This window comes from Marinoscillum sp. (assembly GCF_965229915.1).
Lineage (GTDB): Bacteria > Bacteroidota > Bacteroidia > Cytophagales > Cyclobacteriaceae > Marinoscillum.
Genome location: NZ_CBDDJZ010000002.1, coordinates 383,304 through 401,229 on the forward strand (window position 1 = coordinate 383,304; position 17,926 = coordinate 401,229).

Genomic DNA, 17,926 nt, shown 5'->3' on the forward strand with positions numbered 1-17,926 from the left:
AAATAATTCGATTTAGTCTTCTAGCTGATATAATAGTTCCTTATTGGCAAAGTCATACAAAGTCAGTCTTCTTAGATCAAAATAGGCCGTCCAAAATGACCTAAGCGCACCGATGTAGCTTCTTCTGGCATTGTCTTTTTCTGTCAAGGCAATATTGAGGTTCGTGATATCGATTTTACCAATCAAATAACGACTCTGAGCTACCTCATATCGCTCCTGAGCCACTTCATCAGACTTCTTAGTGATCTCCACCTGGGACCTCAATACTTCAAAGCGGCTCACAAGTGTGATTATTTCCTGCTCAAAGTTTTGAATTTCCTGAGTCAAAGTGTACTGGGTAAGTTCCTGGTTAGCAAGTGCTGTCTGCACCCGCGACTTGGTTCGCCCCCAATCAAGTATTGGAACTGACAATGTCAGGTTTACCCGCTGCTGGTTGTTAGGGTCTACATAGGTATCAGGAATGGATGCCGCCGCGTTATTCAAACCAAAAGAAGCGACCAGGTTGGTTTGGGTTCGCTGTGCTCTTGCCTGAGCCACATCCCTGTTGGCCTCTACCCTTCTTCGCTCAAACTCTATGTAGTCAGCTCTGTTCTGCTTGGCATAAGACAGGGCATTGTCCAATGGAATGTCAAACTTTGGCAATACATCAGGTAATCCCAGCTCCAGCACATTGGAGCTTGAATCCTGCAAACCAATAAACCTTCTCAGAGCCAACCGTGAGGTCTGTAGATCCAGTTTTGCTTGTGCTACATCCTGCTGGGATCTAAGCAACTGCAGCTCCACCTGAAGCAATTTATCCTTAGAGGTAGTTCCAATATTGTACCGGCCTTGCTCAATATTGAAGATGGTATCATTGTTGGCCAGGTTAAACTCGGCAATTTGCAAGTTGATCTGTGCATCCAGGTAGTCAAAGTATCTCCTCGTAGCTTCAGAAGAAATAGCTTCCATTTCCTCCACATAAGACCGCTTGGACTCCTCATAACGAAGAGGCTCTGTCCGTTTATCCCATTTCAAATCATTGAATCCAAAGACGGGTTGTACCAGCCTGATATTAAACAAGGTAGTATTGTATATAGGATTGATTTCCGTGTCTGCGGCATTCAAGTCATTGAATTGATTCAGTGTACTGTTCACACTGATTTCCCCGCCAGTGAAACTAATCGGTTGGATCAACCCCAGATTCAAACTAGATGAGAGCTGCTCTCTACTTCGGTAGGCAAACGTACCATCATCCTGCGATACCTGGAAGAAATCCCGGTTGTAGCCCGGCAGGTTACCCGACAAGTTCAGTGATGGATTATAGTTTGACCTGAAGCTACGGTACTGCCAGTAGAAGTTCTTCTTTCTGGTCTCGGCGGCTTTGGCCGAGGGTGATTGTTCTTTAGCTTGCTCTATCACATCCATTAGCGATAGCTTCACCTGTGCTTTTGCAGCTGGCAAAGCCAAAATGAACGCCAGAGTAATTATAATGAGCCTATTCATATCTTAATGATTGTATTGGATCTTGAGAAGCAGCTTTTCGCGCAGGTGCAATGCCAAAAATTAGGCCCACACCAGCAGCCACTCCAAATGAAAGAATGATTGAAGTAAACGTGATGACTGTTGGTATTTCTGCCAATGCCGAAACGAGCATAGCGATAGTCACACCGAGGATCACTCCTATTAAACCTCCTGTGACGCTGATCATCATAGCTTCAAATAGGAACTGATTGACAATGTCAAACTTCTTGGCACCTAGTGATAGCCGCAGCCCGATTTCTTTGATTCGCTCCAGTACGGACGCCAGCATGATGTTCATGATACCAATACCACCGACCAGCAATGAAATACCTGCAATTGCTCCAAGTACATAATTAAAAATATCATTGGTTCTTTGCTGTTGCTTCAGCAGCAATTCCGGAATCTCTATTTCGAAATCAACAACATCCTGATGCTTTCTAGTGAGCATTCGGCTAATCACATCGGCGGTTGGTGTCATAAGACTTGACTCTTCTACCTGCACCACGAGCCTGTCTAGCTGGTGATAGTTCGTAGATCCTTTATTTTCGTTGGCATTTGATTCACCACCGATGATGACTATTCTTCCAGAGCTACCACGATTGGCTGTTCGAAGCATTTCTTCTGTCACCAATGCCCGGTTCTTGTAGCGAACAAGCATGGTTTGAATGGGCACGTACACATCCATGTTGTAATCCCGAATCCCGAGGTTGGAGATGCTACTACTGGAAATCAACCGTTCTTCCAACATTCCGATAACTTTCAGCCAGTTGTTCCCGCATTTAATGTACTTTCCTATGGGATCTTCAGTAGGAAAAAACTTGGCTTTGATACTCTTACCAATGATACAGACAGGTTCTCCATGCTCCAGGTGATATTCATTGAACATTTTACCTTTGTTCAACTTGAAGTTGAAAATGTCGAAATAGCTGGGTTCTACACCCACTAGTTTAGCCGTTCGTCGAATTCCATTGTTGATCAAATAGGTGTCCAGAATGATTTCAGGACTTATTTTAGAGATCCCTGGTATGGTTTCCTTAATGGATGTTATGTCTTGATTGTTCAGTCCTGGAGACCACTTTTCCTTTTCCTTCTGACTTTCTTCATCCGCCAGATTTTCTTCCATCTGAGGCACTATCGGCCGGATAACGATGTTATTGACACCTACTAGCTTGATCTGTTCTAAAATCTCTTGCTGAGCCCCATTACCGATCGCCAACATGGCAATTACGGCTGCTACTCCGAAAATAATCCCCAGAGCAGTCAGTACTGACCGCATTCTATTAGCCAATACCGCCTCAATGGCGATATATAAGTTCATTAAAATCTTCTGAGGAATCATGAGTTGGGGTTGTTTCTGCGACCTTTTCTTCCTGTTGGAGGTGTTGGTGTATCCTGTTTAGGTTCTTCTTTTTTCAGATTGCGCTTCCCGTTCAGTTCTGCCAGCAGTTTGATATCATCAGCTGATTCGATATCTCCATTCGGAGCTGACAGATACACCTCGTCGCTTGTAGACAGTCCTAGCAAGATTTCCGCTCTATCTGCATTAGTGGCCCCAATCTGTACCTCTTGTCGCTGATAGTTCATTCCCGTTTGCTTATAGACATAGGTAATACTATCCTGAAAACTATGGAGGGCTTCCAGTGGAATAGAAACGGCTTGTTCTATGACCTGGGTAAAAATCTTGTTGCTAGTGGTCATCCCTGGCCGTAAATCACCATCTACTTTGTCTAATTCGATCGTTACCTGAAACACTTTAGCATCCGAATTTGGTCGCTGCTCACCCACGTTGGCCACTCTGGTCACCACCCCGGATAGTTTCTTATCAGGAAAGGCATCCAGACCGATATCCACTTTCTGACCAACACTTACTTTCCGGATATCAACTTCGTTTACATAAGTGATGGAATTCATCGATGACAAATCAGGCAATGTGGCTACCACCGGGTCCCAGGCACTAATCTGACTTCCTTCCTTGATGGGCCGCCCATCATACCCCTTTCTATAAATAAGCATTCCAGACTCTGGAGCGGTAATCGTAAACTGACTGAGCAGCTCTTTCATTCCGTCATATTCTAGCTGATCCTGTCTCAAGTCTATAGAAACCTCCTTCATGCGTGCACCAAGCTGTCTTTGCTTGATCAGATAAGCTTCCTTAGCTTGTTTCAATGCTCTTTTTGCCTTCTCGAATTCGATTTCAGCTTGCTTGATGGTAGCCGGCGGCTCATACTGTGACTGTTCGAAAACTAGTTTCTTCTCTTCAACAGCATACGCCAGGTTGGTGAGGTTATCGCGTGCTTCCCTTAGCTGGAGTGTAGTGTCCAATTCTACTTGTGTGTATTCAGACTGCTGTTCTTCGATCTGGAGTTCCGAATCCTTCATTCGGTTGTTTAGTTCAGAAGGGTCCAATCGGGCGATGTACTGTCCCTTCTCCACGTAAGTACCTTCGTCGATTATATCCTGAATATTGACCTGATAGATTCGATAGTTTCGAAGGCGATTTGGGCCGGTGATTTCGGTTGAATTCTTTGCCTCAAGTTCCCCGGTAGTGTTAATGTCTACCACGAATTGTCCCTCTTCTACTGGCACAATGATGTCGGTGGCTTCTGAGCCCCCAGAGTTGCCAAATACAAAAAAGGAAATGAGCAGTACAAGTACAACTCCCCCAATAGCGATGTTTCTTTTGTTTTTTAACATTAGTTAGGTTTTATTCTCTTGCAAAACTATACTGTGAAGTTCAACTTTAGTTACCATCCAAAGCCGTTAAAAACCACTCAGTAAAAATCTTTGACTAATTATTTAGTTATTAACGCCTAAGTAAGTCAGATGTTATTCCAAAAGGAAATCTTCCCTCATAAAAAATGTGAACAGACTCACTATCATACAACCTAAAGTGGCCCAATTCCGTGTGTTAAAAACAACCTTGGGTCTAATTTGGGCATCCTTGTACTGGTTAACGCTGGTTAAAGTAAAAACCCGATGTGCATAAAATATCTTGGTAAAATTCTAAATATCGACAGCCAAGGTGTTATTTTTGAAACACTTTATAGAATTCCAAAAACCGAAACATTACTATGAACAAAAAAGTCAATATTGCTTTGCTTGTTGCTTTAAGTGTGGTTCTGACATATTGCAGCAATAGTAAAAAAGACGCTGAGAAAGCTGCCGAGAAAAAACAAGAATTAGAAGAATTTGTAGAAGAGCAATTCGAATATCCAATCCCTACCTCATTTGAAGTGACCAAGATGTTGCAGGACGCAAATGCATCATACGATGAGGCAATCACCAATAATGCAGATAATGTAGATAAGTATGAAACTGAGTGGAAAAAAGCGCTGAACCTTGGGGTTTATGGTGCTGACTTGAGCTACTCCAGTACTTTTGATAAAAAAGAAGAGTCTGTTGCGTTTTTGGAAGCATCAAGAAAGTTGATTGATGAACTAAACATCACCACCGCTTTCAACAAGTCGTTGGCTACCAGAATTGAGAATAATCTTGAGAACAAAGATTCTCTCATTTTGATCATTACGGAATCATTCTACCAGACCTACAACTACCTGAACCAATCTGGTGATGAAAAGACTTCTCTTTTGGTAGTTTCTGGAAGTGTGATCGAAGGCTTATACATCACTTCGGAGCTTATCAAAGCAAGCGACTACAACGCAGACTTGATGCAAGTGCTAGCAGCTCAGAAAGATCAGGTGCAAAAACTAACTGCGCTGATGGAAAAACACGCTCAAGACACCAATGTGAAAAAGGTACTTCCTACGCTTAGATATGTAGGGTTATTCTACGATCAATTGGGAGAGTCTGGAGAAATCAGCCAGGGACAGTTTGAAGATGTAGCTAACAGCATCGCTGAAATGCGAAACGAGATCGTTGGTTGATAATTAAAGACCTATTGATTCAAAACCGTCTTGGTTTTTCATGTCGTTCTGGTTTAATTTCCTCGTGAAACACACTTGTTGACCTCCGACTGATAATCAAGACGGTTTTTTTATTCCGCTTATGACTGAATCTATAATTAACGCGCTTGTCCATCTTTTCGCTATTATCGAAAGCGTAAAGGAAGATCATGACGTGGTAGATTCAGGCGAATTAGTGGTCAAGCCCTACCTCTCCAGACTATTTAATAATGAGGTAACCACCGAATACCTCAAACTCTACTACGACTACTTATCCTTCTACCAGGAAAGCAATGCTCCCACCCAAGACGATGAAGAAGAACAGCTGGGCATTGACTCTACTAGCATACTGCAGGTAGCCAAGATTTGTAACCAATTGAACAAGGAGTTGTTAGCTAGAGAACGCATCATTGTTTTCCTGCAGCTTTTAGAACTGATTAACACGGACGAAAAGGTCATTGATCGGGAAGCAGAGTTCATCTCACTAGTGGCTATGAACTTCAACATTGATCAAAAAGAGATCAATAACCTGAAGTACTTCATCCTGGAGCCGGAGTGCAAAAGCGTAGACCCACATAAAGCCATGATCATCGACAATAAGATGACTGAATGGCCTGAAGAAGTGGCTTGGATGATGCGCAAAAAGCGTAAAAAAGTCGATGGATCTACCGAATGTCACCACATGTACGTGGAGAATTTGTTTGGTAAGATCATCGTGATGTACATCGAGTCTGTGGACACCTACGTGTTCAAGTATATTGGTCCCCTGAACTTGTTTTTGGAAGGAAATAAGATCATTCCAAAGCGTTTCTACATTTTGCATCCTGGCACGATCATTAAAGGACCAAACATCCGTTCGATTTATGAATCGGAGATCATCCGACAATTCGTTCAGGAGAAAAATAAGGTAAAAATAGTCATGGTCGGTGACGAGTTGGAATATCATTTCAAAGGCACCGACAAGGGAATTCAGAAGTTCTCCTTCTATGAGGAATCTGGCAATCTCATTGGTATTATGGGTGGAAGTGGTGTGGGTAAGTCTACGCTGGTCAACCTACTCAATGGCAAAATCGAGCCTACTAGTGGACGAATCCATATCAACGGCCACACCATACACAAGGCGAGTCATGAAGGTGTTATTGGTTTTGTACCTCAGGATGATATGCTTTTTGAAGAGCTTACCGTCTATCAAAACTTGTATTACAATGCCAGAATCTGTTTCAGTGACTTCTCCAATACATTGTTGGATAAGACGGTTAACAAGGTGCTGGAAGATTTGGACCTGCTGGAGATAAAGGATCTGAAAGTTGGTGATCCGCTAAACAAGACCATCAGTGGTGGCCAGCGAAAGCGCCTCAACATTGCCCTGGAACTGATGCGTGAACCATCCGTGCTATTTGTGGATGAGCCTACCAGTGGCCTTTCTTCTATGGATTCGGAGAAGGTGATGTGGCTTCTGAAAGATTTGGCCAGAAAAGGAAAGCTAGTCATTTCGATCATCCACCAACCCTCTTCAGATATATTCAAGCTGTTCGATAAACTGTGGATTCTAGATAAAGGTGGTTTCCCAATCTACAACGGCAACCCGATTGACGCAGTAGTCTACTTCAAAACCATGAGCACTCAGGTCAACGCAGCAGAGAGTGAGTGCACCAAGTGTGGCAATGTTATACCTGAGCAGATCCTCCAGATTATTGAAGCCAATGAGATCGATGATGCCGGGAACACGACGCACATTCGAAGAGTACCACCACGAGCATGGTATCAGAAATACAAGACCTACCTGGAGAGTAAGCTGCAAAAAATCAGGTATGAAGAACGACTACCTCCTACTAACTTCCATATTCCCGATCAGTTAAAGCAGTTCAGGATTTTCTCGGAAAGAAACCTTCTGGCCAAACTGACTAATACGCAGTACATTCTGATCAACTTACTGGAAGCGCCGGTTCTGGCATTTATTCTGGGGTATTTTTCGAAATACAATCCCGAAGGCGAATACATTTTTGCTGACAATAAGAACCTACCTGTTTACCTGTTTATGGCAGTGGTGGTCTCGCTATTCATGGGGATGTCCATCAGCGCAGAAGAGATATTTAAAGACCGGCGCATACTGGAAAGAGAATCGTTCCTGAACCTAAGCCGGATGTCTTATATCAACTCCAAGGTGTTTTTCTTGTTTGGTCTATCAGGCATCCAGACACTTTCTTTCGTCTTAGTAGGCAACTATGTCCTGGAAATTCAGGGAATGACACTTTACTACTGGATGATTTTGTTTACCACCTCTTGTTTTGCCAACATGGTAGGTCTCAATATCAGCTCAGCCTTAAACTCCATCATCACCATTTACATTCTTATACCGTTTATATTGGTTCCGCAGCTATTGCTGGGGGGTGCTATGATCAAGTTTGACGAGCTACACAAGGGTATTGCCAAGCAATCTTATGTACCATTGGTGGGTGATGTGATGGCTTCCAGATGGGCCTATGAAGCACTATCTGTGGCACAGTTTAAGTACAATGACTATGAGGAGCACTTTTTCCAGCATGAGAAAGAGATGAGTCAATATAGCTACAATCGCTCCTATTTGCTTCCAAGGTTGGAAGCCATGACGAAACAGATTGTACGAGACAGTAGCAACTATGTAGCTTATAACCAGGAGTTTACCATCATTAAGAATGAAAATGATTATTTGATAGAAAAGTACAACGTTCGTGCCTTTCCTCTTATTGGGTCGTTTGAGCCAGACTTGTTCAGCACGGCTGTGGGCCAGAGGTACCTAACTTACCTGGACAATCTCCAGGAATTCTTCCAGGAACGCTACGAACTGGCCGCACAAAAGAAAGACTCTGTATACACTGCCTTAAGCAAAGTATATGGGAAGGATGGTTTCTATGAAATCAAACAAGATCATTTCAGTGAGAGTGTGTCCGACCTGGTTGAGAACCGAAATGAATTCAACATGATCATTCAGACAGACGATCGATTGATTCAGAAGAAAGATCCCATCTACATGGACCCGTACAATAACTTTGGTCGTGCCCACTTCTACGCTCCCGTCAAAATCATTGCGGGCTATGCTATTGACACGGTGTTATTCAACGTGATGATGCTCTGGTTAATGATCACTGCACTTTACTTCCTCCTACTAGACGACACACTTCGCAAAATCCTTCACTTGTTCAGTGGAAGGAAAAAGTAATGTCAACGAGCCGTGTAGATTTCATAACCCCACGCCCCTAGCTGCATTTCTTCACTCTCGTCTAGTTCTACTGTGTTCCTACCTTTGAAACTCTTATAAGTGCCACCAAAGAGCTTATCTGAGATGGTGAAGGTCACAGGATCAGGAGAACAGTTAAATAGTGCCAACACTCTATTTCCCTCCTTTTCACGATAGATCACATTCACCTGACTTGGGTTAGATGTCTTTAAAGGAAGCATTCGTGCACCCCACTCACCATTCCATAAAGCAGGATTATCCTTCTTCAGCTTGTTCAATCTAGCGTACAGAGAATTAAAGGGATGATCTCCCCAGCTAATTTGGTCCTTCTCAAAAAAAGCCAATGGTTTTTTAAGACCTACTTCCTGACCTCCATAGATAAGTGGCATACCTTCCATGGCATAGGTTAGTACCGCAAAAGTCTCTGCTGCCATTCCAAATCGCTCGAACACAGTTCCTTCCCATGAATTCTTATCGTGATTGGTCGTATGGGTCATTTGTATCTCCGTAAGCCGGGTGCTATTGATCACCTTGGCGATATATGCATTGATAGCCGTAGCGTCTTTCTTGCCTTGAGCTACTTGCTGCATGGCTTCTTCCAATTCCCAGGCATAAGTCATATCAAACGCGTAGTGCATGGCACGGTCGTCCCATTCGGCAAGCAGGAACACGTCTTTGATATCTTCCAGGGCTCTCCTGACTTCCACCCAAAAATCAGTAGGAACATAGCCAGCCACATCACACCGGTAACCATCTATTTCGAATTCATCAATCCAATACTCCATAGTCTCCAGCATGTATTTTTGCAGACCCTGTTGTTCATAATCCAACACGATTACATCTGACCAGTCCCATCCAATAGGCGGAATGAAATCTCCCTTGTAGTCATGTTTATACCATTCCGGATGCTCTTTGGTAAGCACATTATCCCAGGAGGTGTGATTACCCACCCAGTCAATAATTACTTTCATTCCGGCTTCATGGATCGCATCAACCAGATGCCTGAAGTCATCTGCATCACCAAATTCAGGATTTATCGCTCGATAATCCTTCACAGCATAATAAGATCCTAAGGTTCCTTTTCGGTTTTGTTCTCCAATTGGATGAATAGGCATCAGCCAGAGAATATCCACTCCAAGCTCTTTCAATCTTGGTAAGTGAGCTTCAAATGCTCTGAAAGTTCCCTCTGGTGTGAATTGACGTACGTTTACCTCATAAATCACGGCATCTTTGACCCATGCGGGGTGTTGTACATTGGGTAGGTTTTTCATGTGGCTGGGATTTGATGAACATGCGAAAAGTAAGAATGCAATGGCTGCAATCAAGCATCTATTGAAAGTCATATGGGTGTATTTAAATGGGAAGGTGTAATTTTTTATAAAGTACTTTTTCGGATATCTGGGTAATCTCTCCTGACTGAAGTGGTGCCAAATGTAGGTCTTCGATTGCCACACGTATCAAGCGCAGTGTAGGATGCCCCACCTTGGCAGTCATTTTGCGCACTTGTCTGTTTTTTCCTTCAATGAGACGAATTTCCACCCAGCTTCTTACCGGATGCTTCTGATAGTTCACTGGTGGCTGTCGTTCGGCCACATCAGGTGCATTAATGATTTTGGCCTCACAGGGCAAAGTGTGATAGTTCCCCTTTACGTTGATTTCCACACCTGATCTCAGCTGATCCAGGGCCGAATCATCTGGAACACCCTCCACTTCTACCCAGTACGTTCTCCGATGTTCGTTTTCGGGATTGAGCAATGCGCCGTTTAATTGCTTGTCATTTGTGAGAATGAGTAAGCCCTCACTGTCCAGATCCAGCCTTCCAACCGGATAAACATCCTTGGGTAGTGAATAAATAGAGCCAAGCCCAGGATTTCCATCCTCACTGGTAAACTGGCTAAGCACCTTAAAGGGCTTATATATGATGAAATAGTTTTTGGTTCGCGCCATTGCTTATATCTTCACTTTCATGACTGTATGCGATAAAATTCTCACATTCTATCAAGGCCTTGAGCCTCCTGCAGGTTTGGACAATACTATCCAAATACTTAATCCTTATAATGACGAGGATGCCTGGAATCTTACCCGACAGTTCTACCATCAATATTACAACGATCACAACGAACGCACTATACTTTTTGGGATTAATCCGGGACGATTTGGTGGTGGATTGACTGGAGTGCCCTTTACAGATCCAGTACACATGGAGGTGGTTTGTGGCATTGCCAATAATCTGGACAAGAGAGCAGAACTATCCAGTTCGTTCATTTACGAAATGATCCAAGCCTGTGGTGGTCCAGAAACCTTTTATGCGCGGTATTACATTTCTTCGGTCTCTCCTCTGGGATTCGTGCAGGATGGCAAAAACCTGAACTACTATGATATCAAAGGCTACAAAGAGCTATTCTTCGATTATGCAAGGAAGCAGATAGAGAAACAAATGGACCTACCAATCAATAGAAAAGTGGCCTATAGCATTGGAAAGGGCACCAACATCAAGTTTCTGCACTTACTTAACAAAGAGTTTGGATTATTTGAAAAGATCTTGCCTGTACCTCATCCCAGGTGGGTTATGCAATACCGACTGAAGCGCAAACAGGAATTCATTGATGAATACAGAAAGGTATTGGGTTTCTAGAAATCTAGCACCATTCCATCCTGAAGACGCTCAATCCCCAGATCTGGTTCATTAATTACTTCTGAACCCATGTGAGTCAATAACAATCTGCCGGTAAGAAAATCATCACGTCTATCCATAATAGTTCTATAACTCAAGTGACCTGGTGAATCTTGCCAAAGATTATTGCACTCGACAATAAACAGATCAGTACCAGTGGCTAAATCAATCAAATGATCATCCCACTCTGTATCTCCTGAAAAACCAAACAGTTTATCATTCCACTTCACCTGAACACCATGGGGATTGGAAGGTGGAGAGTGAGTCACTGATAGTCCCCGCACCTCAATCGATTCAGCAATTTGTACAAAATCCTCACCGTACTCTTCAATAGTTATGGGCAGTTCGTCTAGCATAGTAGATGTTCCTGGGTACAGTGCTTCTTGTAGTTGATAAACCTTTTCCCGCACTCCTTTTGGCCCAACAATCTTCATAGGTCTTTTCCGATCATGTTGTACCTTATTGCTTATAATCAGAAAAGGTATCCCTCCATAATGATCACCATGAAAATGGGTAATCACTATTACATCAATAGCCTCCGGAGAGATGTTTAATTGCTTCAGGCGAATCAGAGTTGAAGCTCCACAGTCCACCAGGAGATTGGTTTGCTCATCACTTACCAGAAAACTCGTTGTGTATCTTCCTTCAGAGGCAAAAGCATCTCCACATCCAAGAACAGTGAGTTTCATTTAATAGTCTTTAAGTCCCAGAGCCAATTTATAATAACTTCGGATCTTTTGAGGATCTTCACCCCGATTAAACATTCTAAATGCATTTAGGTTGGCTAGCTGCACCTTGAAGTATCCATTACCGTGATATTTTCTAGCTGAAACAATGACGTCTTTCTGAATAATGTGATATTTAGCTATTTGAGCAGCTCTTCTGAGCAAATCAAAATCTTCCATAACACAATAGTACTCATCAAATCCACCTAGCTTATCAAACAAGGAACGTGTGATGTAAAGCGTCTGATCACCTCCACGGCACCACATCATTGGAAACCGTGTAAAAAAAGCATTGACTTTCAGTAGTGGTGTCCCCGAATCGAATTGGTAGCGGTAACCGCCATAGAAAGAGCTAGATAATGCCAATTGAATGTCCTCATAAAAGGAATCAGGCAAGACTACATCCGAATGAACAAAATACAACAAATCGGATTTGGCAGATTTTGCTCCTTTGTTCATTTGGTGTGCACGACTTGCCTTCTCCGTTCTGATGAGCGAAACTCCTGAATAAGATGTTACTAACTCCAGGGTACCGTCCTGGCTACCACCATCTACCACAATGATTTCAAATGACTTACGTTGACCATGAGTGGTAAGGAGGTCCAGCAACTGCCCGATGGTATCAGCTTCATTTAACGTAGGTATGATAATGCTTAGCTCCATGAAAGGTCTCAATCTAAACCAAAACCAACATACGAACTAAATTCTTTATTAGATTTGATCTAAAAGCTCCTTCCGTTATGATTAAGTATTACAATCTTCTTTGGTTATTCCTTGGTGGCATCCTGCTGACCATCATATTCGTACCTGATTACAAACTGTTAAAAGACCGGAACGGAGATGCCCAAATGATTAAGAGAGACATCAAAAATGGCTCCTACACCACTTACTATCCTAGTGGAGACGTAAAAACAGTAATCAACTACAACAATGGCATTAAGCATGGAGATGCTACTATGTATTACCCAAATGGTGAGATCCTGCTCAAAATGCACTTCATCAATGGCAAGAGAGAAGGAAAGTCAGAAAAGTATTATAAAAGTGGGGCATTGTACGCACTTACTCCTTATTCTGACAACAAGATCACCGGTGTTCGTACCACGTATTTCGAAAATGGCAGTGTCAAAGCCAAAATCCCTTATAAACGCAATATGAAAGGAATTGGCCTGGAGGAATATGCACTGTCTGGTGATCGCCTGGAAAAGAGTGTCATACACATTGAATCAGGTATCTATCGTGACGATGATATTCTGAAATTCAGCATCGATAACTGCACCAAAGAGCAGTTCTACATTGGCCAATTGGAGGATGGCACGTTCCTAAATACATCTTCTACCTACGTCACTCCGCTTCCATCAACTGACGGGTATCACTACGCAAAACTGGAAAACCTGAAAGCAGGAGATCAGGTCATCTGCTCAGCCAGAACCAATGCAGGAAATCCATATGTCGCGGTAAAGGCAATTCCAAAAAGCCTACTGAACTAAACGGTTGGAGACTCTGTGGTCAACTCAAGTTCATCGCAGAAATATTGAAAACAGGCGTTTCTCTTTACTTCTGACAAATCCGCCCAGACCGCTTTCAGTGGCCTCCAGGGCATAGCTACTTTGTCTGCAGCCATCATGGACACTAGCTTACTCTGACTAAACCCATCAAAAACCGACCCATCATCCATCAGGTCGTCGGTATCTATGACCTTATTGCAGATAGCTTTGAGCGATCCATCCAATTCAAACCGTTTTAAAAAGAGTTCATATTCAAGTGTCTCCTGGTTGAGCTTGATGGAGTCATTGGCCTGAAAGTCTTTCTTGATTTTCTTGTATATCAGATTGAGATCGTCAATACTTTTCGCTGCTATGCGGATGCTGGACATCATTTTAGGGCTGATTAAATATTTCACAAAGTTTACCATGCCCGAGAAACCAATCACTATTGACAGCAGCCAACAGGAATATTTCCAATCGAACAGGTGTTTATCGTGGTGGTTGATATTTAACTAGCTGACGAGAGGTGTGGTAAAAGTATAAAAAAAAGCCAATAGATCAAATCCATTGGCTTTTTCCAAATGCTAGAAGCTAACCATTAATTCAGCTTACTTGACATTTCCTTGTATTTTTCCTTCATTCCCAGCTGATTGTAGATGTAGGCTAGTGTTTCAATCGCCTGAACCTCATCCGGGTTGATCTCATATACTCTCTCCCACTGTGGAAGTGCCGCCTTTAGCTTGTCCTCGATTACTGGCTGCATCTCTCTCGCTTTCTTCTGATCCGCTTTTGACATACCCAGGTTATTTACCTCTTTGATTACATCATTAGCTGCATTGATCAGAATCACACCGTAGTTGAAGTTTGATTCGAAATGATCTGGCTTTACTTCAATCGCTTTTTTGTAAGCCTCTATTGCTCCATCAATATCTTCTGTCTCTTCTAATAAAACACCTAGAGTGAAGTACAAATCTGGATTTTCCGGTTCTGCTTTGATTGCATTTTTCAAGTCGGCTTTAGCGTCCTCTACTTTGTCCATGTTGATCAGCAGGTTGATTCTGTTTTTTGTCAAAACTGGATCATTAGGAAATTTTTCCAACCCTTCGTTTACTAAAGCCAATGCAGCGTCATTGTCTTTCTTAGCTGCAACAAGGATATTGAGCAGATTGTAGTACAAATCGATACTCTGAGCTCCTCTATCCATGGCTGCACGATAGTTTTTGATTGCAGCATCATACAGTTCTCCATTATGAGCTGCAAAAGCTGCATTCACAACAGCCCCGGTATCGTCCTTAATGATATATGCAGCATTTTCGAAGTTGCTCACTGCAGTCTCGTATTCATTGCTACTGAATGCTTCAACAGCCGTATTGTAGTAGTAAGAGTAGTAGCCGTTTACTTGCTGGTCCATCAACACAGGAATACCCATATCTCCAGTTACATAAAGGCCTTTCTCATCCGGATCCAATTCAGAAGCCTTATCGAATGCCTTAGTAGCTTCTTCAAGGGCATTGTCCGTCAATCCTGAAAATTGCTCGTTGGAAGTTGTATCCAATGTTGCGTAAATCAACCCTCTGTAATACCAGGTTTTAGCATCGTCTTTTGTCTTTTCATGCTCTATTGCAGCATCAATGATTGATTTTGCTTCTGCAAGTTCTCCACTCTCCCTGGCAGAGTTTGCCTTATTGATTTTCGGCTTTTTCTGTGCATAAGCCGATAGTGTTAGTACTGCGGCAAATACGAATAAAAATGTCTGTTTAAATTTCATGGTTACTCAGTTTCTATTGTCTACGATCTTATACTAGTTTATTCTTCGGTAGGAGTTTCGCCTGTTTCGTTGGTGTCTTCACCATCCAAAGGTTCTACCTCCTCTTCCTCAATATTAGAAATTTTTTCTACGGCTGAGATAGAATCATTGTCATTCAGTCTGATCAATTTCACTCCTTGTGTTGCTCTGCCCATTATGCGCAGACTGCTTACTTCCGTTCTGATAGCAATTCCAGACTTGTTGATAATCATCAAATGATCATCTTCTTCCACATCCTTTATGGCTACCAAAGCACCCGTTTTTTCTGTGATGTTCATGGTTTTCACCCCTTTTCCACCACGCTTGGTCATGCGATAATCGGAGAAGTCTGAGCGCTTTCCATACCCATTCTCAGAGACAACCAACAGGTTTGCGGGTTGTTTGTGATCTACACAGACCATGCCAACCACAAATTCGCCTTCTTTCATATTGATTCCACGCACACCGGCAGCCATTCTTCCCATTGGTCGTACATCAGACTCATGGAAGTTAATGGCTCTACCTCCATTAGATGCAATCACGATGTGATTGTCTCCATTCGTAAGGCGCACATTCAACAACTTATCACCTTCATTTATGGTAATAGCATTGATCCCATTCTGCCTAGGACGCGAATACGCCTCCAGTGATGTCTTCTTAATGGTACCGCGCTCAGTACACATGACCAGGAAGTTGTTATTGATGTAATCAGGATCATCCAGATTGATCACATTGATGACTGCCCGTACTTTGTCATCCGCCTCGATGTTGATCAGGTTTTGGATCGCTCTTCCTTTGGAGGTTTTACTACCCTCAGGAATAGCCCACACTTTGTGCCAGAACACCTTACCAAACTCCGTGAAGATCAGTAAGTAATTATGGTTAGAAGCGATAAACAGATGCTCGGTGAAGTCATCATTTTTGAATGTAGCCGCTTTTGAACCTACGCCACCTCTTCCTTGAGTTTTATACTCAATCAGTGGAGTACGCTTGATATATCCTTCGTGAGAAATGGTGATGACCATGTCATCATCCGGGATCATATCTTCAGCAGTAAACTCATCAGCTGCATGCTCGATGTACGTTCTACGTTCATCACCATAGCGATCTTTAAGCTCCAGCAGTTCTGATTTGATGATCTCCATTCGCTTGCCTTCATCAGCTAAAATGGCTTTCAACTCCTCTATGAGTTCTTTGATCTCTTCGTATTCCTTCTGGATTTTTTCGCGTTCCAGACCTGTAAGTCGCTGCAAACGCATATCCAGAATCGCACGTGCTTGAATTTCAGAAAGTGAGAACTTCTCCATCAAGCCCGTCTTAGCAATCTCTGGGTCTCTGGAGCTTCTAATCAATGCGATGACTTCATCCAAATGATCAAGAGCAATCAGATAACCTTCTAAAATGTGAGCACGTTTTTCGGCCTCCTCCAGCTCATATTGAGTCCTGCGGATGACCACTTCATGTCTGTGCTCTACATAATACTTAATGAGGTCTTTAAGGTTCAACGTCTTCGGTCTACCACCTACCAGAGCCACGTTATTGACACTAAAGGAGGATTGAAGCTGTGTCTGCTTGTAAAGGTTGTTGAGGACGATATTGGGAATGGTATCCTTTTTCAATTCGTAAACGATACGCATCCCAGATCTATCTGACTCATCTCGAATGTCAGATATACCTTCAATTTTCTTTTCATTGATCAACTGTGCAGTCTTCTCAATCATAGAAGCCTTGTTGACCAAATAAGGTATTTCAGTAACGATTATTTGTTCCCTGCCAGATTTGAGCGTTTCCACTTCTGCTTTCGAACGAATGACTACTCTGCCTCTGCCGGTTTCGAAAGCAGAACGCACTCCCTGGTATCCATAGATAATACCTCCAGTTGGGAAGTCTGGTGCTTTGATGAATTGGGTCAATTCATCAATAGAAATGTCATTGTTATCAATGTAGGCAGCGATACCATCAGCTACTTCAGTCAGGTTGTGTGGAGCCATATTGGTCGCCATACCTACGGCGATACCACTTGCTCCATTGAGCAACAGGTTAGGCAACTTACCAGGCAGTACGGACGGTTCTTTGAGGGAATCATCAAAGTTTGGAGAGAAATCAACGGTATTTTTGTTGATATCAGAGAGCATTTCCTCAGCAATACGCTTCAGCCTGGCCTCTGTATAACGCATGGCCGCAGGTGAATCACCGTCTACAGAACCAAAGTTTCCCTGACCATCTACCAGCTCATATCGGAGCGACCAGGGTTGAGCCATACGCACCATGGTGTCGTATACAGCACTATCACCGTGTGGGTGATACTTACCCAAAACTTCACCAACAATACGAGCAGATTTCTTATACGGCTTGTTATAGTTGACCCCAAGTTCCAGCATTCCATAGAGAATACGTCTATGCACAGGCTTAAGACCATCTCTGACATCTGGAAGGGCTCTGGAAATGATCACCGACATTGAATAATCAATGTAGGCTCCTCTCATTTCGTCTTCTATATTAATTGGGATAATGTTACTACCGGAACCGGTTGATCCTGATTCATCCTCAGGCAAATTTTCAATATCGTCTGACATGAAAAATCTTTAAAAGTTTACCTCAAAAACAAGTCGCAATTTAAGCATTTTTTTTATCTGAG

At 42.8% G+C, this 17,926-nt stretch carries 14 protein-coding genes; 4 read left to right on the forward strand and 10 right to left on the reverse strand.

Going from position 1 to position 17,926, the window contains the following annotated elements; genetic code table 11:
- Positions 1 to 12: 12 nt before the first annotated feature.
- Genes ACO067_RS23770 through ACO067_RS23780 form a run of 3 tightly spaced genes read right to left on the reverse strand, consistent with a single transcriptional unit; the run spans position 13 to position 4,194 of the window.
- A complete protein-coding gene (locus ACO067_RS23770; protein ID WP_421879381.1) occupies positions 13 to 1,482 on the reverse strand; it encodes a TolC family protein in 1,470 nt (489 codons plus the stop codon).
- Entirely contained in the window at positions 1,475 to 2,818 is a 1,344-nt protein-coding gene (locus ACO067_RS23775; RefSeq protein WP_421879385.1) for an ABC transporter permease, read from the reverse strand. Before ACO067_RS23775 ends, ACO067_RS23770 begins: the two co-directional genes overlap by 8 nt.
- A 17-nt stretch (positions 2,819 to 2,835) precedes the next feature.
- Positions 2,836 to 4,194, reverse strand: coding sequence for an efflux RND transporter periplasmic adaptor subunit (locus ACO067_RS23780; protein ID WP_421879388.1), 1,359 nt, complete (start codon positions 4,192 to 4,194; stop codon positions 2,836 to 2,838).
- A gap of 377 nt (positions 4,195 to 4,571) precedes the next feature.
- On the opposite strand from ACO067_RS23780, the gene ACO067_RS23785 reads away from it, so the two are divergent.
- Positions 4,572 to 5,384, forward strand: a complete 813-nt coding sequence (locus tag ACO067_RS23785) for a hypothetical protein (protein WP_421879391.1) — start codon at positions 4,572 to 4,574, stop codon at positions 5,382 to 5,384.
- 121 nt (positions 5,385 to 5,505) lie between these two features.
- A complete protein-coding gene (locus ACO067_RS23790) occupies positions 5,506 to 8,601 on the forward strand; it encodes an ATP-binding cassette domain-containing protein (protein ID WP_421879394.1) in 3,096 nt (1,031 codons plus the stop codon).
- Positions 8,602 to 8,603: 2 nt separating this feature from the next.
- Here the strand turns inward: ACO067_RS23790 and ACO067_RS23795 are convergent, their stop codons facing one another.
- Positions 8,604 to 9,890, reverse strand: a complete 1,287-nt coding sequence (locus ACO067_RS23795; RefSeq protein WP_421879397.1) for an alpha-amylase family glycosyl hydrolase — start codon at positions 9,888 to 9,890, stop codon at positions 8,604 to 8,606.
- An 82-nt stretch (positions 9,891 to 9,972) separates the two neighbouring features.
- Entirely contained in the window at positions 9,973 to 10,566 is a 594-nt protein-coding gene (locus ACO067_RS23800) for a pseudouridine synthase (protein WP_421879400.1), read from the reverse strand.
- Positions 10,567 to 10,585: 19 nt separating this feature from the next.
- On the opposite strand from ACO067_RS23800, the gene ACO067_RS23805 reads away from it, so the two are divergent.
- Complete coding sequence (locus ACO067_RS23805; RefSeq protein ID WP_421879403.1) at positions 10,586 to 11,254, forward strand: uracil-DNA glycosylase family protein; 669 nt, start codon at positions 10,586 to 10,588, stop codon at positions 11,252 to 11,254.
- Here ACO067_RS23805 and ACO067_RS23810 read toward each other — a convergent pair.
- Together ACO067_RS23810 and ACO067_RS23815 are read right to left on the reverse strand one after the other, a co-directional pair.
- Positions 11,251 to 11,982, reverse strand: coding sequence for an MBL fold metallo-hydrolase (locus tag ACO067_RS23810; RefSeq protein WP_421879406.1), 732 nt, complete (start codon positions 11,980 to 11,982; stop codon positions 11,251 to 11,253). The genes ACO067_RS23805 and ACO067_RS23810 overlap by 4 nt on opposite strands.
- Positions 11,983 to 12,681, reverse strand: a complete 699-nt coding sequence (locus ACO067_RS23815; protein WP_421879408.1) for a TIGR04283 family arsenosugar biosynthesis glycosyltransferase — start codon at positions 12,679 to 12,681, stop codon at positions 11,983 to 11,985. It abuts the gene before it with no gap.
- A 77-nt stretch (positions 12,682 to 12,758) separates the two neighbouring features.
- Between ACO067_RS23815 and ACO067_RS23820 the strand changes: the two genes are divergently transcribed.
- Positions 12,759 to 13,505 carry a toxin-antitoxin system YwqK family antitoxin gene (locus ACO067_RS23820; protein ID WP_421879411.1) on the forward strand — a complete coding sequence of 249 codons (747 nt, stop codon included), beginning with the start codon at positions 12,759 to 12,761 and terminating at the stop codon, positions 13,503 to 13,505.
- Here ACO067_RS23820 and ACO067_RS23825 read toward each other — a convergent pair.
- From ACO067_RS23825 to gyrA, 3 genes are all read right to left on the reverse strand, one after another.
- Positions 13,502 to 13,894, reverse strand: coding sequence for a hypothetical protein (locus ACO067_RS23825; RefSeq protein WP_421879415.1), 393 nt, complete (start codon positions 13,892 to 13,894; stop codon positions 13,502 to 13,504). The two genes, ACO067_RS23820 and ACO067_RS23825, sit on opposite strands and share 4 nt — an antisense overlap.
- A gap of 206 nt (positions 13,895 to 14,100) precedes the next feature.
- Entirely contained in the window at positions 14,101 to 15,270 is a 1,170-nt protein-coding gene (locus ACO067_RS23830) for a tetratricopeptide repeat protein (protein ID WP_421879418.1), read from the reverse strand.
- Between the two features lie 38 nt (positions 15,271 to 15,308).
- Positions 15,309 to 17,864: a DNA gyrase subunit A gene (gene gyrA, locus ACO067_RS23835; protein ID WP_421879421.1), complete on the reverse strand. Its 2,556-nt coding sequence runs from the start codon at positions 17,862 to 17,864 to the stop codon at positions 15,309 to 15,311.
- Between the last annotated feature and the right edge of the window lie 62 nt (positions 17,865 to 17,926).

Excerpts from the sequence above, each read along its gene's own strand:
- ACO067_RS23770 (WP_421879381.1), bottom strand. The coding sequence starts at position 1,482 with ATGAATAGGCTCATTATAATTACTCTGGCGTTCATTTTGGCTTTGCCA.
- ACO067_RS23775 (WP_421879385.1), bottom strand. The coding sequence starts at position 2,818 with ATGAACTTATATATCGCCATTGAGGCGGTATTGGCTAATAGAATGCGG.
- ACO067_RS23780 (WP_421879388.1), bottom strand. The coding sequence starts at position 4,194 with ATGTTAAAAAACAAAAGAAACATCGCTATTGGGGGAGTTGTACTTGTA.
- ACO067_RS23785 (WP_421879391.1), top strand. The coding sequence starts at position 4,572 with ATGAACAAAAAAGTCAATATTGCTTTGCTTGTTGCTTTAAGTGTGGTT.
- ACO067_RS23790 (WP_421879394.1), top strand. The coding sequence starts at position 5,506 with ATGACTGAATCTATAATTAACGCGCTTGTCCATCTTTTCGCTATTATC.
- ACO067_RS23795 (WP_421879397.1), bottom strand. The coding sequence starts at position 9,890 with ATGAAAAACCTACCCAATGTACAACACCCCGCATGGGTCAAAGATGCC.
- ACO067_RS23800 (WP_421879400.1), bottom strand. The coding sequence starts at position 10,566 with ATGGCGCGAACCAAAAACTATTTCATCATATATAAGCCCTTTAAGGTG.
- ACO067_RS23805 (WP_421879403.1), top strand. The coding sequence starts at position 10,586 with ATGACTGTATGCGATAAAATTCTCACATTCTATCAAGGCCTTGAGCCT.
- ACO067_RS23810 (WP_421879406.1), bottom strand. The coding sequence starts at position 11,982 with ATGAAACTCACTGTTCTTGGATGTGGAGATGCTTTTGCCTCTGAAGGA.
- ACO067_RS23815 (WP_421879408.1), bottom strand. The coding sequence starts at position 12,681 with ATGGAGCTAAGCATTATCATACCTACGTTAAATGAAGCTGATACCATC.
- ACO067_RS23820 (WP_421879411.1), top strand. The coding sequence starts at position 12,759 with ATGATTAAGTATTACAATCTTCTTTGGTTATTCCTTGGTGGCATCCTG.
- ACO067_RS23825 (WP_421879415.1), bottom strand. The coding sequence starts at position 13,894 with ATGATGTCCAGCATCCGCATAGCAGCGAAAAGTATTGACGATCTCAAT.
- ACO067_RS23830 (WP_421879418.1), bottom strand. The coding sequence starts at position 15,270 with ATGAAATTTAAACAGACATTTTTATTCGTATTTGCCGCAGTACTAACA.
- gyrA (WP_421879421.1), bottom strand. The coding sequence starts at position 17,864 with ATGTCAGACGATATTGAAAATTTGCCTGAGGATGAATCAGGATCAACC.